This is a genomic window from Rhizobium sp. CB3090, assembly GCF_029714285.1.
In the GTDB taxonomy this organism is placed as follows: Bacteria; Pseudomonadota; Alphaproteobacteria; order Rhizobiales; family Rhizobiaceae; genus Rhizobium.
This window is the reverse complement of record NZ_CP121662.1, coordinates 236,205-259,261: the sequence shown is the minus strand read 5'-3', so window position 1 is coordinate 259,261 and position 23,057 is coordinate 236,205. Positions and strand designations below refer to the sequence as shown.

At 58.7% G+C, this 23,057-nt stretch carries 23 protein-coding genes; 2 read left to right on the top strand and 21 right to left on the bottom strand.

The window, feature by feature from the left end:
• Window positions 1-108: 108 nt before the first annotated feature.
• The 21 genes from QA646_RS01280 to QA646_RS01180 form a co-directional block, all read right to left on the bottom strand.
• The gene (locus tag QA646_RS01280) at window positions 109-645 is read right to left on the bottom strand and encodes a hypothetical protein (RefSeq protein ID WP_283057139.1); all 537 of its coding nucleotides are present in this window, start codon (window positions 643-645) and stop codon (window positions 109-111) included.
• Window positions 642-1,010: a hypothetical protein gene (locus QA646_RS01275; RefSeq protein WP_283057138.1), complete on the bottom strand. Its 369-nt coding sequence runs from the start codon at window positions 1,008-1,010 to the stop codon at window positions 642-644. The genes QA646_RS01280 and QA646_RS01275 overlap by 4 nt, the downstream gene beginning before the upstream one ends.
• Window positions 1,011-1,024: 14 nt before the next feature.
• The gene (locus QA646_RS01270) at window positions 1,025-1,621 is read right to left on the bottom strand and encodes a rod-binding protein (protein ID WP_283057137.1); all 597 of its coding nucleotides are present in this window, start codon (window positions 1,619-1,621) and stop codon (window positions 1,025-1,027) included.
• 185 nt (window positions 1,622-1,806) lie between these two features.
• Entirely contained in the window at window positions 1,807-2,226 is a 420-nt protein-coding gene (locus tag QA646_RS01265; protein WP_283057136.1) for a hypothetical protein, read from the bottom strand.
• An 18-nt stretch (window positions 2,227-2,244) separates the two neighbouring features.
• Window positions 2,245-2,997: a flagellar biosynthetic protein FliR gene (fliR, locus tag QA646_RS01260; protein ID WP_283057135.1), complete on the bottom strand. Its 753-nt coding sequence runs from the start codon at window positions 2,995-2,997 to the stop codon at window positions 2,245-2,247.
• Window positions 2,994-5,081 (bottom strand): flagellar biosynthesis protein FlhA, encoded by a 2,088-nt coding sequence (flhA, locus tag QA646_RS01255; protein WP_283057134.1) that lies wholly within the window; start codon window positions 5,079-5,081, stop codon window positions 2,994-2,996. Before flhA ends, fliR begins: the two co-directional genes overlap by 4 nt.
• Window positions 5,082-5,199: 118 nt before the next feature.
• Complete coding sequence (gene fliQ / locus QA646_RS01250) at window positions 5,200-5,466, bottom strand: flagellar biosynthesis protein FliQ (RefSeq protein ID WP_283057133.1); 267 nt, start codon at window positions 5,464-5,466, stop codon at window positions 5,200-5,202.
• A 46-nt stretch (window positions 5,467-5,512) separates the two neighbouring features.
• The gene (gene flgD / locus QA646_RS01245) at window positions 5,513-6,013 is read right to left on the bottom strand and encodes a flagellar hook assembly protein FlgD (RefSeq protein ID WP_283057132.1); all 501 of its coding nucleotides are present in this window, start codon (window positions 6,011-6,013) and stop codon (window positions 5,513-5,515) included.
• Window positions 6,004-6,453: a flagellar biosynthesis repressor FlbT gene (gene flbT, locus QA646_RS01240; RefSeq protein WP_028751224.1), complete on the bottom strand. Its 450-nt coding sequence runs from the start codon at window positions 6,451-6,453 to the stop codon at window positions 6,004-6,006. Before flbT ends, flgD begins: the two co-directional genes overlap by 10 nt.
• Window positions 6,450-6,797, bottom strand: a complete 348-nt coding sequence (gene flaF, locus QA646_RS01235; protein WP_028751223.1) for a flagellar biosynthesis regulator FlaF — start codon at window positions 6,795-6,797, stop codon at window positions 6,450-6,452. The genes flbT and flaF overlap by 4 nt, the downstream gene beginning before the upstream one ends.
• A gap of 37 nt (window positions 6,798-6,834) precedes the next feature.
• Entirely contained in the window at window positions 6,835-7,878 is a 1,044-nt protein-coding gene (locus tag QA646_RS01230) for a flagellar hook-associated family protein (RefSeq protein ID WP_283057130.1), read from the bottom strand.
• Window positions 7,879-7,881: 3 nt separating this feature from the next.
• Window positions 7,882-9,357: a flagellar hook-associated protein FlgK gene (gene flgK / locus QA646_RS01225; RefSeq protein WP_283057129.1), complete on the bottom strand. Its 1,476-nt coding sequence runs from the start codon at window positions 9,355-9,357 to the stop codon at window positions 7,882-7,884.
• Between the two features lie 27 nt (window positions 9,358-9,384).
• Window positions 9,385-10,665 (bottom strand): flagellar hook protein FlgE, encoded by a 1,281-nt coding sequence (locus QA646_RS01220; RefSeq protein ID WP_283057128.1) that lies wholly within the window; start codon window positions 10,663-10,665, stop codon window positions 9,385-9,387.
• 290 nt (window positions 10,666-10,955) lie between these two features.
• On the bottom strand, window positions 10,956-11,627 hold the full coding sequence (locus tag QA646_RS01215; protein ID WP_104822015.1) for a winged helix-turn-helix domain-containing protein: 672 nt from the start codon (window positions 11,625-11,627) through the stop codon (window positions 10,956-10,958).
• Window positions 11,628-11,907: 280 nt separating this feature from the next.
• Entirely contained in the window at window positions 11,908-12,534 is a 627-nt protein-coding gene (locus tag QA646_RS01210; RefSeq protein WP_283057127.1) for a transglycosylase SLT domain-containing protein, read from the bottom strand.
• Window positions 12,443-14,092 carry a flagellar hook-length control protein FliK gene (locus QA646_RS01205; RefSeq protein WP_283057126.1) on the bottom strand — a complete coding sequence of 550 codons (1,650 nt, stop codon included), beginning with the start codon at window positions 14,090-14,092 and terminating at the stop codon, window positions 12,443-12,445. The genes QA646_RS01210 and QA646_RS01205 overlap by 92 nt, the downstream gene beginning before the upstream one ends.
• Window positions 14,093-14,094: 2 nt before the next feature.
• A complete protein-coding gene (gene motC, locus QA646_RS01200) occupies window positions 14,095-15,399 on the bottom strand; it encodes a chemotaxis protein MotC (protein WP_283057125.1) in 1,305 nt (434 codons plus the stop codon).
• Between the two features lie 3 nt (window positions 15,400-15,402).
• Window positions 15,403-16,908 (bottom strand): MotB family protein, encoded by a 1,506-nt coding sequence (locus tag QA646_RS01195; protein WP_283057124.1) that lies wholly within the window; start codon window positions 16,906-16,908, stop codon window positions 15,403-15,405.
• Complete coding sequence (locus tag QA646_RS01190; protein ID WP_283057123.1) at window positions 16,905-17,537, bottom strand: hypothetical protein; 633 nt, start codon at window positions 17,535-17,537, stop codon at window positions 16,905-16,907. Before QA646_RS01190 ends, QA646_RS01195 begins: the two co-directional genes overlap by 4 nt.
• Window positions 17,538-17,787: 250 nt before the next feature.
• On the bottom strand, window positions 17,788-18,765 hold the full coding sequence (locus QA646_RS01185; RefSeq protein ID WP_283057122.1) for a flagellin: 978 nt from the start codon (window positions 18,763-18,765) through the stop codon (window positions 17,788-17,790).
• A 259-nt stretch (window positions 18,766-19,024) separates the two neighbouring features.
• Entirely contained in the window at window positions 19,025-19,945 is a 921-nt protein-coding gene (locus QA646_RS01180) for a flagellin (protein WP_283057121.1), read from the bottom strand.
• Between the two features lie 313 nt (window positions 19,946-20,258).
• Here QA646_RS01180 and QA646_RS01175 point away from each other — a divergent pair, with 313 nt between their 5' ends.
• Together QA646_RS01175 and QA646_RS01170 are read left to right on the top strand one after the other, a co-directional pair.
• Window positions 20,259-21,746, top strand: coding sequence for a pyridoxal-dependent decarboxylase (locus QA646_RS01175; protein ID WP_283057120.1), 1,488 nt, complete (start codon window positions 20,259-20,261; stop codon window positions 21,744-21,746).
• Window positions 21,740-23,002, top strand: a complete 1,263-nt coding sequence (locus QA646_RS01170) for a tetratricopeptide repeat-containing protein (protein WP_283057118.1) — start codon at window positions 21,740-21,742, stop codon at window positions 23,000-23,002. Before QA646_RS01175 ends, QA646_RS01170 begins: the two co-directional genes overlap by 7 nt.
• Window positions 23,003-23,057: the final 55 nt, after the last annotated feature.

Sequence of the window (23,057 nt, the reverse complement as noted above, 5' to 3'; positions counted from 1 at the left end):
ATCGATCGGAATTGCGGCAGGGAAGCAGGGATTTGTTAATGCTGTTTCGGGCGCCAAATGCAACAGGCCGCTCCATGAGGGGAGCGGCCATCACCGTGGTCAATAGATTTAGTGCGCCTGTTTGGGCTCCGCGTCCGGCGCGGCATCGCCCTGGACGATCTTTACCGGCTTGACGGTTCTCTTGCCGCCGCCATCGCCGCTGTTGATCTCGTCCTTCGAAAGGTAATCGAGCTGTTCGACAAGAACGTCGGCGACGTAGTCGCCGCCGAGACGTTCGTTCATATTCTTCTTGATATCGCTGCGGAAACTGGCGACATCGAAGCTGGCGGTATGGCCGATGTCGATCGCCTTATTGCCCACCAGCAGCGAATAGAGCTCATCCGTCGTCAATTCCGTCAGCGGCACCTGTAGCTGGTTCGTCTTGCCCTTCTCCATCATGAAGGAGATGCGGGTGATGAAATAGCCGTCCACCTGACCGTTGGCGATAACGGGCACGTTGATCGATTCGCCTTTGACGAACTCCTGCTGCGCCTTTTTGGCGTCATCTGGATTGACCGCGGGCGCCGTCGCCATCTGCACCGAAAAATAGACCGAAGCCAGCGTTACGGCGCAGACCCAGAGGCCGGTGAGGACAAGCTTGATCATCCGGCCTCACGAACGCGGAACTGCTCCTGCGAATAGGTGCCGTCGGCATCGGCGTTCTGCACCGCGTTCTTCAAGATATCGGCGACGGCACGGACTGCTTCGAGATGGGCTTCGACGCGACGTGCGTTCAAGGTCAGCTTCTTCTTCAGCCCATGTAACTGCTCGATATGCGCGACGGCGAGCTCGGCCGGATTGGTATCGCGAAACAGCATCGACAATTCGTAGAGGCAGCGGCTCTTATGCGCATTCGATACCTTGAGATCGAATTCCGGATCGGTGCCGATCCGGTTGTTCTCGTTATCGATGATCATCTCCAGGCGGCCAAGGACCGACTTGATCCGGTAGTCGTTCGAAATCACTTCCATATCCATTCCCCCGCTCATACTTTCTTGGACGTCAGTGAATCTTGATTGGTGACGGTGGTATCGCTGTCACCATTGGTTTCGGCTGCGGCAAGCGTTTTTCGCTGGAAATCGGTAATTGCGCTCAGCGCCATCTTCTTGTCGTTCTCGTTGGTCGCCGAGTTGACAGCGCCAGTGTTGCGCATCTTGTCGACCTGTTCCTTGTACATTTGCTCGGCAATGCCGACGCCGCCGTTCTTGGCGAGCGTGTTGCCGAGCTGTTCGGCCATCATGCCCTTCCAGATTTCGCCGGCCGAGCCCTTGCCGTAGAGCGTTTCGCTGTTCGGCAGCATGTTCTTCACGAAATTCTGCAGCACCATCGCTTCGAACTTGTGATAAGCCTGCGGCACCTTTGTCGACGCCGTATGCGTGTTGGCGTTGCTGAGGCCGGCCTTCGTTGCGGCGCTGTCCAGCGCACTCACGGTCGAGGCAAAACCATTGCCGTTTTCCGCCAGGCTTGTGGCAGCAAAGGCAGCCCTGTTGGCCGCGAGCTTTTCCTGGGCTGCCTGAACGTCGGCCGGATTGGCGGCCTTGACGACATCCAGGACCAAATCACTCGGAGGCGAGATAGCCACGTCACGTTTCCTTTCACTAAAGCATGATCCTGCGACGCGTGAAGCAGCCATCGAGCAAGGTCATGCCGAAATCGAGCGGTTAGAGCGTCATGGTTCATTTGAACGCATGAAGATCGTCTAATCTTTTGAATCCGGAACAAGGCGGCGATTCGGGGATGTGCCATCTTGTTCTAAGATCGCGATGATTATGGTTTTTGAACCTTGCTGGAGGCTGGCGTTGCGCCGGCGAAACGCTGATCGATGATGTCGTAGACGGCATTGTCGTCAGCCTCGCGTATTTCCAACTCGCGTGCGTCCTTCATATGCTCTTCCAACCGGTCCGCCTTGGTGCGCTCTTGCAGAACTTTCGTCTCGATCAGCTTCTGGATGCCATCAAGCTGCTGATCCTTGAGCGTCAGGCGGCCATAGCGTCCGGCATAGTGCACCGAAAAAGCCATATGGACCGGATCGGCCGAACTGATCGCATCGATCAGCTTTTCCATCGACTGGCTGACTTCGTTGCGCTGGCGGGTGGTATCCGCCAATTCGTTCTCCGCTATCCGTTCGAGATGACGCTGCACGGCGACAAGGCGCTTCAGTTTTTCGGACCGACTTTTTTCCGCCATCGCTTCTACCCACCCTCGCTAATGCCCGTTGAAGACGCTGAGGAAGGCGCCGGAGAACTGGCTGACGATCGCTGCGATACTGAGATAGAGCATGAACAGCCCGCCCATCAAAAGATAGGGCGTGGAGATGAAATAGATCGGTATCTGCGGCGCCAGCTTGTTGATGAAGCCGATCGAAATCTGGAACATCAGGCCGTAAAGCAGGAAGGGGCTCGTCAGCCGCAGCATGATGAAAAAGGTAGCCTCCAGCGTATCCGCGACCGACACCAGCGAGGCGCGCGCATCGACATGGCCGCCGAAAGGCACGACCGAATAGGAATCGACCAGCGCCTGCAGGACGTGATGGTGAAAGTCCAGGATGAACAGCATCATCAAGCCGCAAAAGCTGATCAAGCTCGTCAGCGACGTCTCGTTCGACTCTTCGATGATGTCCATACCGCCCGGCGCATTGAAACCGATCAACATCGAAATGGCCGTGCCGGCAAATTGCAGCCCGAGCGTATAGAGCCGCGCTATCATGCCATACATGAGGCCAATCACCGTTTCGGTGAAGATCAGGCTGATATAGGTAGCACCGCCTTTGGACACTTCCGGATAGATCGTGTTCCAGAGCAGCGGCAGGATCGCCATCGACAATGCCGCCGCAAGCAGCACACGAACCTGCTGCGGCACACGGCCCGACGAAAACCCCGGTAGCACCATGATACAGCCGCCAATGCGGCAGAAGGCGAGAAACAACGCCAGAATGGTGCCCTGAGGGTCTGTTATCATGAAATGGAACCTAGAATCTTGATCTCGATCCCCTTGGCCAATTCCACATGCGATAAGACCGGCAGAGTCGCGAACAGGCGTTCGATGATCATGCGCACATAGGAGCGCGTTTCCGGTGACGTGACAAGCACGAAGGGCAAGCCGCGGTCCATGTATTCACGGATAACTTTGCCCGCCTGCTCGCTGAATTCCTCCAGATTGCGCGGATCGATGTCGAACTCGACGATCTCGCCCTTCTGGTCGCGCTTCAGCGCCTGATGGAAGATGAGATCCCATTTGCTGCCGAGGCGGAGAACACGCAGCACGCCATTGTCCGCGAGGTCGCCGCAGAGCTGCTGCGCCATGCGCACGCGCACATGCTCGACGATCTGCTCCGTTTTGCGTACATGCGGCGCGAGTTCGGCAACGGCTTCGAGAATGAGGTGCAGGTTGCGGATCGAGACACGCTCGGCAAGCAGGAGCTTGAGCACCGCCTGCAGGCCGGAATAGGACATATGCGACGAGCAGATCTCGTCAGCGAGCTTCTTGTATTCCGGATCGAGACGCTCGATCAGGATCTTGACGTCCTTATAGGAGAGAAGTGCCGGCAGGTTGTTGCGGATGACTTCGCTCATATGCGTCAGCACGACGGAAACATTGTCGATCGGCTGGAAGCCTTCGCGCTTCAAATCCTCGGTGAAGGCCTCGAGGACGGAGACGGCGGGCATGCCGAAGGCGGGTTCGCGGATCTCGTCGCCCGGAACCGTCGGCTTGCGGCCGGCACCGGTGACGACGAGCACTTCGCCGACACGCAGCATATTGGAGGCGACCGTCGTGCCGTGGATGCGGATCTGATAGGATTTGTCGGCAATGGCGATGTCGTCGGTCACCTTGATTTCCGGTACGACGAAGCCGTATTGCGTCGCGAATTTCTTGCGCATCTTACCGACGCGGAAGGCCAGCTCCTGATGCGCGCCGAGCAGTCGGGTGGAGACGATCTTGCCGAGCGCCAATTCGATTTCCGAGGTCGTCAGAACCGACTTGACCGAATCCTTCTCCATTTCCTTCGTCTGCATCACCTTCTTTTCTTCCGCATCGCGGCGAAGCTTGTTTTCGGCTTCGATCTGCCGCGGGATGAACCAGGCGCCGGTCGCCATGAGACCGCCGAGAATGAGGAAGGGAATGAAGGGCAAGCCCGGCATGATGGCGAGGATGCCCATGAGGATCGCGGCGACGGCGAGCGCGCGCGGATAGCCGCTCAACTGATTGATAACGGCCTGGTCGGTGGAACCGGCAGTGCCGCCGCGCGAAACGAGAAGGCCGGCAGCGAGCGAGACGATGAGCGCCGGCATCTGCGACACCAGACCGTCACCGACCGAAAGCTTGACGAAGACGTCAGCCGCCTGGCCGATCTGCATGCCGTGGCGGAAATAGCCGATAATGATGCCGCCGAAGACGTTGATGCAGGTGATGAGCAGGCCGGCGACGGCATCGCCGCGCACGAATTTCGAAGCACCGTCCATGGCGCCGAAGAAGGAACTTTCCTCTTCCAGCTCGCGGCGGCGCCGCTGAGCCTCTTTTTCATCGATCAGGCCGGCCGACAGATCGGCGTCGATCGCCATCTGCTTGCCCGGGATGGCGTCGAGGGTGAAACGCGCGCCGACTTCGGCGATACGCGTTGCGCCTTTGGTAATGACGATGAAATTGATGGTGATCAGGATCATGAAGACGATCAGACCGATGACGAAATCGCCGGACATCACCAGGCTGGAGAAACCTGCGATCACGCCTCCGGCCGCATCATGTCCCTCATAGCCGTGCGAAAGAATGACGCGCGTCGTCGCGATGTTCAGCGACAGACGCGTCATGGTGGCGATCAGCAGGATGGTCGGGAAGGACGAGAATTCCAGCGGCTTCTTGATCCACAGCGCCACCATCAGGATCAGTACGGAAAGCGCGATCGAGAAGGCCAGGCCCATATCGATGAGGAACGGCGGGATCGGCAGGAACAGCACGCAGAGGATGACCATGATACCGAGGGCAAACCCGATATCACGCATGCTGGGATTGGCTTTGGGAAGTGCTATTGCGGGTGGTTGCGCCATCGACCGGTTCCGTCTCTTCATGAGAGGGGGCAAGCGGCTGACCCGTTTGCCCTATTCGGTCAGATCATTAAAAGGCGAAGCTTGCGCGAGAATGGCCTCGCGCAGATTGCCCGCTGTCCTAAAACCCCGACTGAATTCGGGAAAAGACGAGGTTGGTGAAGATCGAAATCTGCGAGCCGACGAAAGGGGCCGTAATGCCGATGGTCACCATCACGGCGACGATTTTCGGCACGAAGGTCAATGTCGACTCCTGTACCTGGGTCAGCGCCTGGATCAAGGCGATGACGAGGCCGACAAGCATGGCGGCGAGAACGGCCGGGCCCGAAGAAACGAGCACCGTCCAGATCGCCGCCTGGAAGATATCCAATGCATCGGCTTCATTCATGATATCTTCATCCTTTAGTTCAGCCGGCTCCTCATGAGCCGCTGGTTTAGTCGGTGCTGCTAGACGAATCGCTGCTGCTAGTATCAGTCGTCGACGTCGGAGCATCAATAGTCGTGCCCGAGGGAGCAACAGTAACACCGGCCTGCAGCAGAACTTTATCGCCCGCCTCTGTTTCTGCGATGATACCGTCCGAATAGACGGTCACTTCCTTGATCGTCCCGGTCACGGTGCCGTCAGCACTCAGGATTTCCTTGCCGATATAATCGGACGCATTCGAAATCCATTGGTTCTGCAGCACTGTTTCCAAGTGCGAATTCGTCTGGATCTGCTGTTCGACCTGAGAGAAGCTGGCGAGCTGCGAAATCTGCTGGCTGGCATCCATCGGATCGGTCGGATCCTGCGTCTTCATCTGGGCGATGAGCAGCTGGAGGAAGTCGTTATAGTTCAGAGTGGCGCTTGTCGACGCCGCTGCAGCGCTACTCGAACTGGTACTGCTGGTACTGCTGGTACTGCTGCTGCTGAGCACACTGACCGGATCTACCGCCACGGCGCGATCTCCCGCCGGATGTGCTCGATCGTTGCCGCCGGCATCTCCTGGCTATGAAGAATGTTGTCTTCGACCGGGTAGAGAGCCCGGATCGCCTTCAACGCGTCGAAGGCGCGGCCCGTGGCGACGAGACCGTCGATACGCTTCAGCTCGGCCAGCACTTCCTCGTTGCGGAAGCACGACAGCAGCATGACGATCGACTTGCGGAACATCGCCGTCGATTGCTCCTTGCCTTCCGGATTGATGAGGATCATCTGCGCGATGAAATAGAGCTGGCGCAGCGGCGTCGTCGCATCCTCCGGCTGGAGAACGTGGTTCTCGAGCAGGAAGGTCACATCATTCAGGAATTCCAGGGCGACCTTGCGGTCAACGCGCAGCACGGCCCCGTTGATAAAAATTCTTTCCCCGGCTTTAAGCGATATGCGAAGCGTACTTTTCATTTAAGTCCATCCCTGATGATGGTGGTGACATCGATGATGCCTTGATAATTTTCGGACTGGCGCCTGCGGATCCGATCGCATTCCTTCAAAATCCAGATTGCGATGGAGATCAGATTGGCACGCAGTTCGACGTTGAGCTGGTTCTCCGGACTTTTCAGATCTTCGATAAAGCTGATCCAGACGCGTCTTGTGTAGAACAGCGCCTCGATCGCTTCGCGGCCGTACTTCCCCTTGTCACGGGCCGCGGAGAGAAGAGCTATCGACCGGTCCAGAACTTGTCGTTCTCGTTCCTTGGCGTCGGCCACCGCATCCTGCATGACTTCCGCATATGAGAACTGATACATTCATGCATCCTTCCTGGTCATTACATCCCTTTGATCATCAAAGGTAATTTACAAGGCTCAGCTGCTGTATCTTGGAGACGATAGTATAGGCTGTCTCAAGCTGAGTTTCGAGGCTGTTGACCTTGGTCGAAGCCTCATAAGGATCGACTCCGGTAAGGTCACCGATGTTGGTGTTAATGATATCTTTCTGAGCATTCAGCGATGTGTTCGCATCTGAGAGACGCGATTGCGACAGGCCGAGCTGGCTCGACTGGTCGTTGATTCCGTCGATCGCCTGACGCGTATAGCTGGTGGCCTGATCGTTGACCGCATTCAACGCGTCCTGGCTCAGATTCAAACTCGAGTCCATCAACGAATTGACGACAGTGGTTGCGAGCGCCAGGTAGCGCATGCCGGGTTCATTGGCGTTGGTCGAGGAATCGATCACTTCCGAGTTGCTGATGCGGCTCGACATGTTCTGATCCGAAGCAGCTGACCAGTCCGACCAACTGCTGTCGTCGGTGAACATCGGCTCGACCTGGGTGGTGATGAAATCCGTCATCTGGTCGCCGGTGAGTTGATCGACCGTCGTGCCGTTGTCGCTGGCATATTGCGTCAGCGCATCCTGGATAGACGTCGTTGCATCGGCGGTGTTGTCGGTCATTGGCTGCACGTCAGTATTGGTGCCGGCGAAGAGATATTCGCCATTAACCATGGTGTTGGCATCGGAAAGGAAGCTCGAAAGCGTCGCGCTCGCCGTCTGCTGCGTCAGCGATACGCTGCTGCCATCGGTATTGCCGCGCAGCGCCACCAGTTGGTCCATCAGCTTCTGGGCCTGGGACGACATATCGGTCAGGGCCGTCTGCGAGGACGACATGCGCTGATCGGCGATCGAGTTGCTGCCAAGCAGGGAATCGATACGCGTCACTTCCCGCGTGAGATTGACGCTGAGCGCGGTGTTGCTGCCCAGCGCGACGCCGATATCGGCATAGACACCGGTCGTCGCTTCGGTCGAAGCGTCCGTCATCTCATTCTGCGACTGACGGATCGTCTGGCGCATAGCGTTCTGAATGGCTGCGCTTGAAATGAAGGAAAGTTTCATGGCTTAGCTCGCAATATCCAGTACCGATTGAAGCATCTCGTTCACGGCGTTCAATATCTTCGTTCCCGCCTTGTAGGATTGCTCGATGTCCATCATCAGCGTCAGCTCTTCGTCGAGGTTGACCCCGGTCTCGTTCGAATAGACTTCGGATGACCGCGACAGCGCCGCGGAGGTATTTTCCGCCGCAGAATTTGCGGAGCTCCGCTGATCTTCCAGCCAGCCGATAGAATCGGACGCGTAATTCATGATGCTGGCCGCCGTGTCGGAACCGGCATCGGCGTCGAAGTCCATCTTCGTGTCAAAGCCGGTGACGTAGGAGTCGAGCAGAGTAGAATAGCCGCTGTCGCCACTGGTGTTGACGACATAGTCGGAGCCGTTGATGCCGCCATCCCGCAAAAGGGTTGGATCGCCGCCTTCCGAGGTGATCAATGCGGGATTGACCGCAATCGTACCTGCCATGCCGGCGACGGCGGTGGCATCGGTCGGCACGGTACCATCGCTCCAGGTGAAAAGGCCGGGCAACGCATCTTGAGTGGAGTCGGCCTGGTTCTTTTCCGAAAACATCGACACTAGGCCGCGGGCGATTTCGTCGAGTTGCTTCTGGTAGGTCGGAGCAACATCGTCGCGAACCTGAAGGGCTGCCTGAAGGCTGCCCTGCGCGGTCGTGTCCGCGCCTTCACCGGGGTCGACTGCCACACCATCGATATAAACACTGTTGCCGACGGTGCCGTCCGTGTAGGAATTCGTCGGCGTGAAAGTGACCTGGCGCGGTATCGTCTCGAACAGCGTCGTGCCGCCGCTGGTATAGAGCGCCATGTCGCCGTTCGATCGCGTTACCGTGGTGACACCGACGATCTTGGAAATCTGCTTCAGGACCGCGTCGCGTTGGTCCGTCGCATCCGACAGCGCAGAGGATGTGGGACCGGCGGTCGCGGTCGCCGTCTTGACAGCATCGTTCGCCTGCTCGAACTGCGCGAGCAAGCTGTTCAGCGAATCGACATCCGAGCTGATTTCCTTGTCGGCATCGGCGCGGATTCCGTTGACGGCCGTGGTGGCGTTGTTCAGCGAATTTGCAAGATCCTGAGCGGCGTTGACGGCGGATTGCGCCGCGGTAGTGCTGGCCGGCGAACCGGCATAGGTCTGCATTGCCGTCTGCAAAGCGGCAAGATAGGTGGACGGCGCGATCTCGTTGTCGTTGCCGCCGATCGTTCCGGATTGAATATCCTCATAACCCTTCAGCAGGCGCTGCTGAGCAGCATCGTCGGACGTGCTGCCCAGGAAAGCTTTCTGCAAGGAGGGCTCGTCGGCGCGGGCGATCTTTACGACCTGTGCGCCAGTCATGTCCGTCGTCAACATCGCCTGGCGACGGGTATAATCCGCGTTGCCGGCATTGGCGATATTGTTCGATACGACACTGCTCTGCGTGCCGGTATTGTTGAATATCGCTTGCGCGTTATTGAGTGCTGTGGTGAGCGACATGGCTGACTCGGTACCCTATCGTACTGATTAACGTTGCAGGTTGACGAGAACGTCCAGAAGGTCGGAACCGGCTTGGAACACCTTGGAGTTCGCGGTGTAGCTTTTCTGCGCCTCGATCATCGTCGTCAGTTCGGTCGCAAGGTCGACGTTGGATTCTTCCAGCGCGCCGGACTGAATATAGCCAAAGCTGCCGCTCTGCGGGAAACCGGTCACCGTAACACCGGAGTCACCATTAGCCGAATAGACGTTGCCGCTCTCGAGCGTCAGATTGTCCGGGCTTGCCACCGTGGCGAGCGGAATACGATAGAGGGCCTTGGTGGAGCTGTCCTTATAGACCGCATTGACCGTGCCATCCTTGCTGATCGTGACGCTCGTCACCGGGTTCGGAGCCTGGCCGTTCATGCTGCCCGTTGCGTTGAAGTCGGTGGCGACCTGGGTGAAGCCCGTCATATCCATCGAGATGGTTTGCGTCGTCGATCCGCTGGTGAAGCTGAGATCGAAGGTCCCGCCGCTCGTCAAAGCACCGGTATCGTCAAAATCGAGCTCCGTGCTACCGACCGGATCGCTGCTATAGAGTTTACCGCCCGACGTCGGATTGGAGATCAGGTCTGCCTGATTGTAGACGGTTACATCCCACGTGTTGTCGGCTGTCTTGGTATAGTAGACGTCGAAGGTGGTGGCGTTGCCCTGGCTGTCGTAACCCGTGATCGAGACCTTATTCGTATCATCGGTTACCGGCGCCTGATTATCGGACGGCAGATAACCCGTGGAAGTGCTGGTCGCGATAGTGGCATTGGAATTGAGGTTGCCTTCCATCTCGCCCGTCGTCGTGGCGACGGCGGTCACGCCATTCTGGCTGACATTGATCGGCTCCAGACCGCTGAAGCCGTTGACGACCACAGAAGCCGTCCCGGACGAGCTGGCGGGATAGCCCATCAGCGTGAAGCCGGCGGAATTGACGAGGTTGCCCGAGGCATCAGCCGAAAAGTCGCCGGAGCGGCTCAGAAACGTCTGTCCGGACGAGCTCTGAACGACGAAGAAGCCGTTGCCCTGGATTGCGAGGTCAGTGCCCGAGGTCGTGTAGGATATGGTGCCCTGTTGCGAGATCGCCTGGTGTACCGACGTCTGCACGCCGCCGGAACTGTAGCTGCCGGCCGTGGAAGGCAGGACGAGGGAGGAAAAGCTCGTCGTTGCTTCTTTGTAAGCGGTGGTATTGGCGTTGGCGATGTTGTCAGAAACAGTGCCCAAACGGTTCGCCTGGGCGTTCATCCCTGAAACCGCGGTTTTCATGCTGCCGAAAATGCTCATCTGGAATCCTCGTTTTCCTCGTAAGGCTGAGAGTATGGGGCGGGCCTTGCGTGAAGCTGTCTGAAAAGAGGAAAAGCCGGTCATCATGAAGCAGCTTTTCGAAGATTGCTGCGACGCGTCATCAGGAGCGCTCAACGGTCGCAGTAAAGGTAAGAGATGGCGCACCTTCGCATTCGAACACCGCGATCGGTGTTCGAGGCCCACGTATAATTCTGGGGAATTGGGAGAAATTCTGGGAGGGAATTACACGCGGGGTTCGAGCGTTGCTACGCCAAATCCCGATCGATGGACTAATTCCAATCGATGCAGTAGCCAAGGAAGCGCTTGGAATCGACGGGATCGAAACCGAGCTTCTTGCGCAACTTCTTGCGCAGCTTGGAGATGTGGCTTTCGACGACGTTCTCCTCGACTTCCTCATCGAAGATGCCGTAGATCGCGTTGAAGATCTGCGTCTTGGTCACGCGACGGCCGCGGTTGGAGATCAAATATTCCAGGATGCGCCGTTCGCGCCGCGGCAGGGCGAAGACATCGCCGTTGATCTCCGGATCACGGCCATCGGCGAAGACGCGAATCGGGCCGATGTCAGTGTAGCTGGTGATCGCCTTCAGCCGCCGGCGGATCGCAGCCGCACGGGCCAGGATCTCGCGGGGATGCACCGGCTTGCGGACGACATCGTCGACGCCGCAATCAAAGAGCGCCAGCGTCGATTCCAACGAGGGCTGATCGCTGACGGCGATGACGGGAGCGACCGACCGGTCGCGAATTGCCCGGGGCAATTCGTGCACATGCTGTCCCTGTCCGATCAGAAATGCTTCGACGGCGGCAATATCGCCGTCCGCAGCGGTCGTGACCCATTCGCCGAATTCCCGGGGATCGAACCCCGTCGACGGGATGCCTTCGCGCCCAAAGAGAGAAGTGTAACCATCCTTAACGAGCTCTCGCTCATCAACCACTACGATCATTCGTCCGCCTCCGAATCAGTGTGGTGTTTCGATGGACTATGGGTACGAATCAGGTGAATCACGAACAACTGAAGGAAATGAGTGACGGAAATTAATAATTGATTAAGATTTAGGGTCCGATTTGCACTATATGTAGTGGGTACCTTTCGTTTTACACCGATAAAAATTTGGTTAGTTAGTATATTATGAATATATGTAATTCACGCGATCCGCATATTGTCAACCACGCCAAATAGGTTAGCGGCGACGCACAAAAAGCGACATACAACTTTTGGTTATTTTAGTTCTGACAGAAGACTGCCGCATTGGGCGTCCATTTTCCATATCCGGTGGCGACCAGATTGGCGATGACACGGCAGACATAGACCTTCTGGGCAGGGTCGTTGTTCGGTCCAGCGTGGTATCTTGCTACCGCCATCGTCCAGGTTTCATGCCTGTCGTGGAGATCGCGGAGGAACTTGGCAGCATATTCGACATTGCGATGCGGGTCGAACATATCGGCAACGGAGGCGAAGTTTTCGCCGTGAAAATACTGGTTGATCTGCATGCAACCAATATCGATCAGCTTGGCTCCGCTCTGTCTCGCCGCAACGAAAGTCTGCAAAGCGGCGCCTTCGGAAGGCGGGAAAACCGGCTTGCCTTCGATATTGAGGGCGTAGGGGTAAAGCGAGCCTTTGCGTCCGGTCTCCGTCAAACCGACGGAATAGAGAATCCCTTCCGGTATCCCGAATTTCGCCGCAGCCGACTGGATTTCGCGCTCGCAGAGGCCGGCGGCGCCATTGTCGGGCGGAGCACCATTCGCGGAGGCAAAGGCGTCAGAGGTAAACGTCGCCAGAGCGCAGGCGCTGAGCACTGCCAGCAGCGCTGTCTTCCATGCCGCGTTCGCCCGTGTTGCGATTGCCGTCATTGCCATTTGCCTGCTGCCCCGAATAGCTCTGCCCCTTTGGTCGCGCGTCCCCGCCCTGCCCCTGGTTCAATAGGGATTGCTGTTGGGACTGCCCTTGGGAGGTGGATTGCCTGCCGCTATCCGACTGCTGCTGATCCGCGTTCGAGGCCAGGGACACCGTGATGTTGTCGACTTGATATCCTTGGGCGCGCAACGCATCGACCATGTGGCTCTGATCGGCATGGAGCTGCCGATAGGCCTCACTGGTCTGCACCTTGAGATCGACACTCAACTGATCGCCGGAGAGCCGCATGGTGGCGGTGACCTGGCCGAGATCGTTGGGATGCAGTTGGATTTTGAGCGTATTGACGACCTTGCCGGTGCTTGTCCAGCTGGCCGCGTTGGAAAGTGCCGAGGCCGGCTGCATCGCGCCCGACCACTCCCCGTCTCCTGCCAGAGCGCTTGTGACGAGCGTCGCGTTGGAGTTGGCCGCGAGGCCGAGATAGCGGCGGGAATCCAGTATCGTAACGGTCTCCGCATTGCCGCTGCCCGATGATGGCTTGGCATCGACCTGTGCCGTATCGTCGCTGCCTTTGCTGATCGACATGTCGAGCGCGCCGCCGCGACCGTCGGCGCGCACCAGTCGGAAAGTCTGCGCCGTGGCGTCGGTGGCAACAGAAGGTGTTGTGTCGGAATCCGTGGCATTTGCCGATGCATCTTTCAGCGCCGTCACATCGCCAAGTTTCGGCAGAGACTGATCCGGTTCCGCCTGCGTCTTTGCGTCGACGCCAGTAAACACATTCGCCACGCTCTGCGGTGCAGCCGCGACCGCATTGGCCGCCTGCGGCACATTCAAAAGCGACAGCGCGTCCGATGCCGCGCCGCTTGCCTGGGTGCCTTGCGTCGCCGAAGCCTTACCGTCGTCATCGACTGACGCAGTCTTGCCTATCTTGCCCGGCGCCTGCGTCTTACCATCGCCAGTGCCTTGCGCCGGCTGATTGCCGGCAATCGCGTCCGCCAGTTGCTGCGCAATATCGTCGAGCTGATCCGAGGTCTGCGCCTGATCCAGAACCTGCGCCGCATCCGCATTGCCGGCCGGATCGGTCGCCTGAGCCTGATCGGCAGATGCGGTATCCACCTGCGCCGGCTTTTGAAGACCCATCAGAGATTTCGAAAGATTTGCTGCGTCTGCTCCCTGCGGGAACTTCGCTCCGCCAGGCTGCTTGGAGCCCTTGGCCAGCTCAGCGAGGGCAGCGATATTGGCGGTGGACGGATCGATCAAGCCGGCTCCGGCGCTGTTATCATCCGTGGCCGCGGCGATCGCCGTCGGATCGCCTGACGCTGTTTTCACGGCATCCGCATCTGCGTTGGTATTGCCATCGGTTCCGGCCGTAGTATCGGCCGCACCCGGATCGCCTTTGTCGGCCGTGTCGGGTTTCCGCTCGTTGCCGCGCGAACTGGACAGCGCATCCAGAAAACCTTTGCCGTCACTGTCATCCTGCTTGGCCGAACGCCCGCCCTTGGCAACAGCAACCAGATCGGCCCCAGGTGGGGCACTGGCAATACCGATATCCATCATGATCAATGACTTTCCTGCTTCAACAGACCGTCGATGGCATCAAGCTTCGAGCGGCTCGTCGTGACGAATGCGTTGAATGAAGAGTCGGCCTCCTGCCTCCCTTCCTCCGGTGCGTGAGCCGCCTTTGCGGTGACTCCCTCCTCAACACCCGCCATGCCAGGGGACTGGGCCCCAGGTAGATTCGTCACAGCAGCATCGTGTTCAGTATTTTCTTGATTAGGCAGATTAAGGGGTGAGACTTGCGTCAGGCTTGTCGGGTCCGGCTCCCGCAGGATTTCGTCCGCCACCGTCTTGGCCGCATCGCGCAGAGCGCGGTCTCGGGCGTTCAACTCGCCGGCCGGCATCTGATCTATGTTGCGCACCGCCGCCCCTAAGTCGGGCGTCGACACGCCGGCAATGCCGCCATAGAAGCCCGCCAGCGCGCCGAATGCATCGCCGCCGTCGTTGGAGATCGCCTGGGCGCGACCGGAAGCGAGTGCGGCAAGATCGGCTTTGCCGGCGATTGCGGCGCGGCGCGCCATTCGCAGATAGATTTCCCGCTGCCTCGGCGGGTCCATGAAGGACAGGATATCGACAATATCCTGTTGCTTGACCTCGGCGTCATGATCGACGACGAGCTGTACGAAGAGGTTGGCGAACTGGCTGGCATAGGGCGAATGCAGGAAGCGCCTCGAATAGCGCTGCGCATAGTCGAGCCCCTCACGCACCATCCCAGTATCGGTGCACAGAGCAAGGGAACGACGCAGCGCCGATTCCTCGACGATAGTGCCCGGCGACGTCAAGCGCGCCCAGTCATAAAGCTTGAGTGCGGCCTTCGGGTTCTTCGCGGACATGACGTTGGCGGCAACCAGCGAAATGTAGGGACCGATCTTCTTGTCGCTATATTCCCGAGCAATATCGGCGAGCGTGTTGACCACCAACAACCCTTTGCCGTTCAGATATTTCCTCAGAAGGTCGGCGACGCGATTGTCGAAATTGCCGTTGACGTCCCGCGACATCAGATATTCCAGCGTCGCGGGATTGCCGCCGCTCATCGCGTAAATCAGCGCGGCATCGACATTGCGGCTATCTTCGAAGACCGATTTGTCGGCGGTGCGCAGGCGTTCGTCGATGGTCGACAGCATGAAACGCTGCATCTCGCCGGCCGAGCTATCGCCCGCCACGACGGAGTCCTGGATGAATTCGAGCGAGCGCAGCATCTTATAGAGCGGGAGGCTGTCCTGACCCTCAGCACGAGTGATCCCAGGCATGACCATGCCGAGGGTCAGAGCGAGCGCGAGGCGATGACGATGCTGGATGCGCGCCATGGACTATCCCTGTTTGCCTTGGCCCGGCTTGCCTTGGCCCTGTTTACCCTGACCTTGCTTGCCTTGGTTCGGCTTGCCCTGGACCGGCTTGGCCGGGTCCTGATTGCCGCCATCGGTCTGGCTCTTGGCGGCCTGGTTCGAAGCGCCCTGGATCAGGATCTCGATACGGCGATTGGCGTCGTTGAAGGGATCGTCGGGCAGCTTCAGCCGACGGTCGGCAAAACCCGAAACCTGCGCGATCCGCTTCTCATCCAGCCCGCCGTTGGTGAGCATGTAATAGGCACTCTGGGCGCGGTCGAGCGAGAGGCGCCAATTGTCATTGTGGCCGTCGACCATGTAGGGACGCCCGTCGGTATGGCCGCGGATCAGGATCGACCCCTTGCGCTCCGCGAGTATCTTGCCGATCTTCGCCATCGCCAGCACCATCTCCTGGCGCGGAACAGCCGAACCGATATTGAACATCGGATCATTGGTCTGATCGGAAATCGTCACGAGAAGACCGCCCTCCGCCGGCATGACCTGAAGACCCTCGGCGAGTTGACCGGCGACGCCGCTGAGCTCTTTCTGGATCGCCTGCTGCAGGTCCTTGGCGTCCTGCTGCTGATCTTTCGTCGGCGCGACGTCCCTGTTCTGCGCCGTCGCAGTGCTGTCTTCGGCTGTCGAAGCATCACTTTGCTCGGCGGCGGCGCTGGCCATCTGCTGGTTCGGCGTCTGCTTTGCAGCCTGCTTGTTCTGTTGTTCCTTGACGGGGGTCTTCAGGTCCGTCGGCGCCTGCTGATCGCTCAGGGTCGGCTGGTCCTCCGGGATCTGTGGCTGGGTGGCCGGCTGACCGGAATCGGCCGAAGTCGCCTTGGAAAGGGCAATCACCTCGCCCTTCGGCGACTGGTCGGATTTTGCGGATTGTTCTTCGTTTGCCTTCTTCGAGGCGCTAGAGACCTGAACCTGCTTGGTCCAGAAATCGGGGTCGAAGGGATCGCGATAGGCCTGGCCGCCATCCGCGCCCGTGGCGGGACCCGACTGTGCGGCACCCCCCTCACCCTTGGCGCTGACATTGGCCTGCTGACCGACCTGCTGGGCGATCTCGGCCAGAACCGAATAGGGATTCTCAAAGAAATCGGCTTCGGAATAATTGGTCTGGTCGCCCGACGTCGAGGTCTGGTCTTCGCCGGTCTTGGCGGACTTGCCGTCGTTCGGATTGTCTTCCTTGTTCTTCGACTTGGCCTGGTTCTGCTGCCCGTCCGCCTTATCGACGGGTTTCTTCAGCCCCTTCTCCGTCGGTTTTTCGTCGGCAAGCTTGATGGGATTGAAATAGGAGGCGACGGAGGCCTTCGTCTCTTCGTTTGCGGCATTCACCAGCCACATCACCAGAAAGAAGGCCATCATTGCCGTCATGAAGTCGGCATAGGCGATCTTCCACGCGCCGCCATGTCCACCTTCATGGTCACCGCCGCCATGCCGCTTGACGATGATGATTTCGTGTTTGCCCTGATTGTGATCGCCGTCGCTCATTTCAGAATCTCTTTCAGACTAGCGGCCCAGGCAGACATACGGGTCACGAGAACGCTCTCCCCGATCGTTACGGTGAGATCGACATCGCGCGCCTCGGTGTGGCGTAGCAATACGCCGTTTTGGCCGAGAGTGGCATGCAGGCTCTCGAAGAGATGACGGGGGCCGCTGACCGTGATCGGGCCTGCCGCACCATCGAGAATCGCTGCCTCCACTCGTTCGGCGAGATCGGCGACGGCTCTGGCCGCCAGCTCCTCGGTCATGATCGGCGCGAGTGCGGCGGCTGCCTCCGCGCTGATCGCCTGTCCGAGCATCGCGGCAACCCGTGTCAATCCGTTGACGATTTTCTCCGCCGCGCGCTCCTCATATCGGGCACGCAAAGCCTCCATCTCGCCTCGGTGGGTTTCGGCGATCGTCTCCAGCTCGGCCTGATGCTTCTGTGTCAATTCCTGCGTTGCCGCTTCGTGCCCCTGCGCATAGGCCTCGCGACGTTCTGCCTCGATGTCGACGGGCGGCGCAGCCGGAGTTTCCGGGAAGTCCAAAATCTCTTCGAACGGCACATCCGCCATGCCGGGGGATGGCGGTGGCTCGGCGCTGAAATCCTTGAGATAGCGGGATAGTGTCGCGCTCATGCTGACATCCTCCCCTTTTCATTCGCAGAAGACCGCGAGCTGATTTCTCGACAGGTCCCTAGAATTCCCATGCTCAAAACGTCGATCATCACGCTTCCGGTTTCCGTCCTGCGGCCATGCTTTGCGGACGTGACGCCGAATGTCACCCGAAAATAGCCCAGCCATGCCATTGCGATGGACCGTAGGTGGTCAAACTTGTGCGAGGATGAATGCGGCAGGCGCGAGCCTCTCGGCCATGCCGACCCGGAATTCACTTTGCCTGAAGCAGGATCAACATCTTGCTCGCCATGGTGTTGGCGATTGACAGCGACTGAACGCCCATCTGCTGCGCCGTCTGCAACGCACTTTGGCGCGCGGATGCCTCTTCCATGTTGGTATCGACAAGATTGCCGACGCTGGTCTTGATGGAATCGCTGAGCTTGGAAATGTAGTCGGACTGATCGTCGATACGGGATTTCATCAAGCCCAGCGTCGAATCCGCCGATGTCGCCGATTGCAGGATCGAGTTCGTCACATTGATCATATCGGTGATTTGATCGTCCGTCGTGCTGTCGGAAATGGAAATTTCGGTACCGTCGGAGGGAGCCGTACCGGAATCGGCAGCCAGGAGATAATAGTTGCGGGACGTCGACGCTCCACCTGATGTATCGAATGTGCTGGCGTCGATATCCTTCGTCAGCAGTCCGCGGCTCGCATCCGAGCTATCGATCATCAGTGTTTGCGAACTGTCGTAATTGATCGTCACAAGATTGACCTGGCCGCTGGAACTACGCGTAAAATTGCTGATGACGGATTGCTTGGTATCCGGCTGTGAAGCGGTGTTGTAGAGCCAGTTCTCACCAGAGAAGGACGCGGATTGGGTGACGGACTGCAACTGATTCTTGAGCTGCTGAATGTCCGCATTGACCGCAGTCTTGTCGGTGCCCGGTTCCTTGGCGGAAACCAGTTTGGCCTGAATCTGGGTCACTAGATCGACGACCGAATCCATGGCGGTGGAGGCGGTATCGACCTTCGAGGCGCCAAGGCCGAGCGCGTCGCTGATGGTGGAAAGACTGCTCTGGTCCGACTGCATGGTCTTCGACATCGACCAATAGGTCGGATCGTCGCTCGCGTTCTCGACGCGATAGCCGGACGAAACCTGTTCCTGCACGACACCAAGATCTTTGGTGACGCCACGCAATACGGTCAGCGCGGCCAAAGAGGCGGGGTTCGTCGTCACATTGCTCATCGGAAAATCCGTAATTCTATTGGGAACGGCAGACCGGACCGGATCCGGCAGCAACGAACGGCTTCATGCCCGCCAGCGGGAATGATCCCAACGCGGCCCGTCGCTAGATAAAGCCCTGACGGTGCCAACGAAATCGATCGGACACCGGGGCTTTGCGCAGATACTGCAAATCAGTACCCGGGAAGGCTAACAAAAGCTTAAGCGCGACGGCAAGAGAGAAATGCCGCCGCGCTTTCCTAGCGTAAGCTCCAGTCAAGGCTCACTTGAAGAGCGCCAAAACATTCTGCGCGCTATTGTTGGCGATCTGCAGCGACTGGATTGCCAACTGCTGCTGTGTCTGCAGCGCCGAGAGCTTGCTCGATTCCTCTTCCATGTTTGCATCGACAAGTTTGCCGACGCCGGAGTCGATCGTGTCGCTCAGTGTTGAAACGAAGCTTGTCTGCAGGTCGATGCGGGTCGACAGCGAGCCGAGCTGCGATGCGGTGCTCGTCATCGTGTTGAGGGCCGACTGCACCAGGTTCATCGCCTTGGATATGTCGCCGCTCGTCATGCTGGTAATGTCGAGACTGAAGACGGAATAGGCGGTGCCATTGATATCCTGTGTGGTGCCAAGGATACCAGAGCTCGTGTTGATCGTGCCGTCAGCATTGGCGCCGAACATCACGTTGCCTTGCGATCCCGTATCGAAGGTGTAGCTGGTGCTGTTGACTTCGACCGTGCCGTCGTTGTTGCGGACAAAGGAGGATACGACCGACGCGGAGGCGCCGTCGGCTCCGATCATCCAGTTCTGCCCGGAGAACGAAGCGGACTGTGCGATGCTCTCAAGCTGTTGCTGAAGCTGCGAAATCTCTTCCTGGACATCCGCCTTGTCGACGCTGTTTTCCGTTGCCGCGACAAGCTTGTCCTTGATCTGCTCGACGACACTGATGGAATTGTCCATTGCCGTATAGGCGGTGTCGACCTTAGCGGCGCCGAGACCCAGTGCGTCGGAGACGGCCGAAAGCGCGCTGTTGTCGGAACGCATGGTGGTCGCGATCGACCAGTAGGCGGCGTTGTCGGAGGCCTTGGCGACACGATAGCCGGAGGAGACGCGGTTTTGAGTATTTTCCAGATTGTTGTTGATCGAGCGCAGAGTCTGGAGAGCAGACATTGCCGCATCGTTGGTCAAAATGCTGGTCATGGAGAGGTGCCCCTTATGGCTGAAATTGGAAGGGACATTCCGGTCTTCGGCCGGGAACGGCAGTCAGCGTCATGCCTGTTAACCGGCTCTTAGGAGAAGTTAACCAACCGTTGCGTTAGCCGCAGATGACAATATTAGGCTTAATAAAAAGTTAACGGCGAAACCGGAAAGTTAACAAAATCATATCTCCTGCCCGTTCATCAAGTCAGCTTCGCGCCACCTTGGGCGGCATAAGATTATCACGATCGGACAATTGTCCGGCCAGAAACGGCGCGATTGCGACGTCGATATAGTCAGCCAATGCGGGATCGGCATGTTAAGTTTACAGGACGGCAAATTGACGGGGGACAGCCCTCGTCAACAGACAAGCCTCGACCCCGACGACTGGCAGACCCTGCGCAAGCAGGGTCACCAAATGCTGGACGATATGCTCGACCACCTGGAAACGCTCTCCGAAAAGCCCGTCTGGCAGCCGGCGCCGTCGCCTGCGCGCGCGCTGTTCGACGCGCCGCTGCCGGTCGAACCGACGGATCTGGCCGATGCCCATGCAATATTCCGCGATAACATCCTTCCCTATGGCAGCGGCAATATCCACCCGGGATTCATGGGCTGGGTGCAGGGCGGCGGAACGGTCACAGGTATGTTGGCGGAGATGCTGGCCGGCGGTCTGAACGCCAATCTCGGCGGGCGCGACCATATGCCGATCGAGGTCGAGCGTCAGATCATCCGATGGACGCGGCAGATATTCTCATTTCCGGATACCGCAGGCGGCCTGTTCCTGACAGGCGCCTCGCAGGCCAACTTTGTCGCCGTCCTGCTTGCGCTCAATAGAAAGCTCGGTGCAGATGTCCGCGCAAAAGGCTTGTCGAACGAACCAAGGCTGGTGGCCTACGCATCGAGCGAGGTGCATGGTTGCGTGCCGCGCGCATTCGAGATGTCGGGCATCGGCAGTGATCAGCTCAGGCGTATCCCGGCCAACGCGGCCGGGCAGATCGACATCGCAGCTCTCGAACGTGCCATCGTGCGCGACAGAAACGAAGGATACAGGCCGTTCCTGGTCATCGGAAGCGCGGGGACGGTGAACACCGGAGCGATCGACGACCTTGCCTCCTTGCGCCGTATCGCCGACGCCCACGACCTGCATTTTCACGTCGACGGCGCGCTGGGGGCGTTGGGCATCCTGAGCGAAGACCTGGCGCATCTGTTCACCGGTATAGAATCCTGCGATTCGCTTGCGTTCGACTTTCACAAATGGGGTCAGGTGCCATATGACGCGGGTTTCCTTCTCGTGCGGGACAGCACATGGCAGCGCCAGACATTTGTTTCGAAAGCCGCATATCTCAGCCGTGCGGCCTCAGGTCTGGCCGGCGGTGACTGGTGGCCTTGCGACTATGGTCCAGACCTGTCCCGGGGCTTCCGCGCGCTCAAAACCTGGTTCACCCTCAAGACCTATGGGGTCAAGGCATTGGGGGATTCGATGGCCGCCAACTGTGCCCTGGCACGCAGCTTGGCCAGCCGGATCGAACAGGAACCCGCCCTGCAGCTCCTTGCGCCGGTTGCGCTCAACATCGTTTGCTTTGCCTATGTCGGCCCCGGTGGTGACGCGCCACCGCAGGTCAATGCTCGGATCATCGAACATCTCCACGCCGAGGGGCGCGTTGCCCCGTCCCTCACCCACTTCAACGGACAACCGGCAATCCGCGCAGCAATCGTAAACCACCGCACGCGGCAGGCGGATATCGATGCGCTGATCGACGGCGTTCTGAAACTCGATTCTCGACAGGATACGCACTCATGCTGATGACACCCGGCCTCATGGCCGACCGCGCCTTAGACGAAATCGGCGGCACCAGCCGAATTCTGGGCATGCAGAGGATCGTGTCGCTCATCTATGCTGGTGCGGATGTGACGCCGCTATGGAACGAGCTGATGCAGCGCGTCGGAGCCGACGGCAGCGATGCGGCGGCTATTTTCGACCTCGCGACAATCCTGCAGACGCTAAACCGCTCCGAAGAGGCTCAACAGGTTCTGCGGGGCGCGGTGGATCTGAGCCGCAACTTCTGCGTCGTCCATGGGAATGGACAGGGACCTCGGCTGCTCGCCTTCGTGACCCCGGGCAACTTCATGGCGAACACGCCGCTGGATTTCCTGCTGGCGGATAGCAACTGCGTTCTTTGGTTGCATTACGTGGATCCGGAAACGACCGCGCTCGCGGATTTGCCGGACCACGACGTTGCGTTCATGGCGATCGGCGAATCGACGGAAAACGCCCCTGTGCTCGAACGGATGCAGAAGCTGCTGGCCGATTTTAACGGCCCGATCATGAACGACAATCCGGAACTGATCAGCCGGCTGACGCGCGATGGTGTCAGCGGCATGCTGGCCAATGAGCCTTCCATTCTGTCGCCGAGCACGTATCGCGTGCTGCGTGAAGACCTTGTCGCCATCGGCGCGGGCACAAAGACTCTGGACGAATACGCGCCGGGGCTTTCGTTTCCGCTCGTCGTTCGTCCGATCAGCACCCATGCGGGCAACGGGATGGAACGCATCGCCGATATCTTGGAATTATCCGAATGGATTGACACACAGCCGGCTCCGGAGCTCTACGTCGCGCCCTTCATCGATTTCCGCGGACCTGACGGCCTCTACAACAAGCAACGCATCGTATTTATCGAGGGCAAGGCCTTCGCCAGCCATATGGCGCTCTCCGAACATTGGATCGTGCATTATCTCAGCGCTGGCATGGCGGAAAGCCCGGCGAAGCGCGCTGTCGAACAGGCCTGGATGGAGAATTTCGATACGGATTTCGCGATCCGCCACAAGGAGAGTTTCGAGGCTCTCTATCGTCACATAGGGCTTGATTATTTCGGCATCGATTGCGCGGAACTTCCGGATGGACGCCTGTTGGTTTTCGAACTCGACGTGGCGATGGTCGTCCACAACATGGATAGCGCCACCGTCTATCCTTACAAGCAGATTGCCATGCGCAAGTTGTTTGATGGTTTTATCGATGCCGTGCGCGGCAGGAAGACCGGTGCGGGGGCGAACGCGTCCTGAGCAAACCGTGACGCTCGTAAAAGCAACAATGCGGTAGCGCCATCTTGAAAAACAA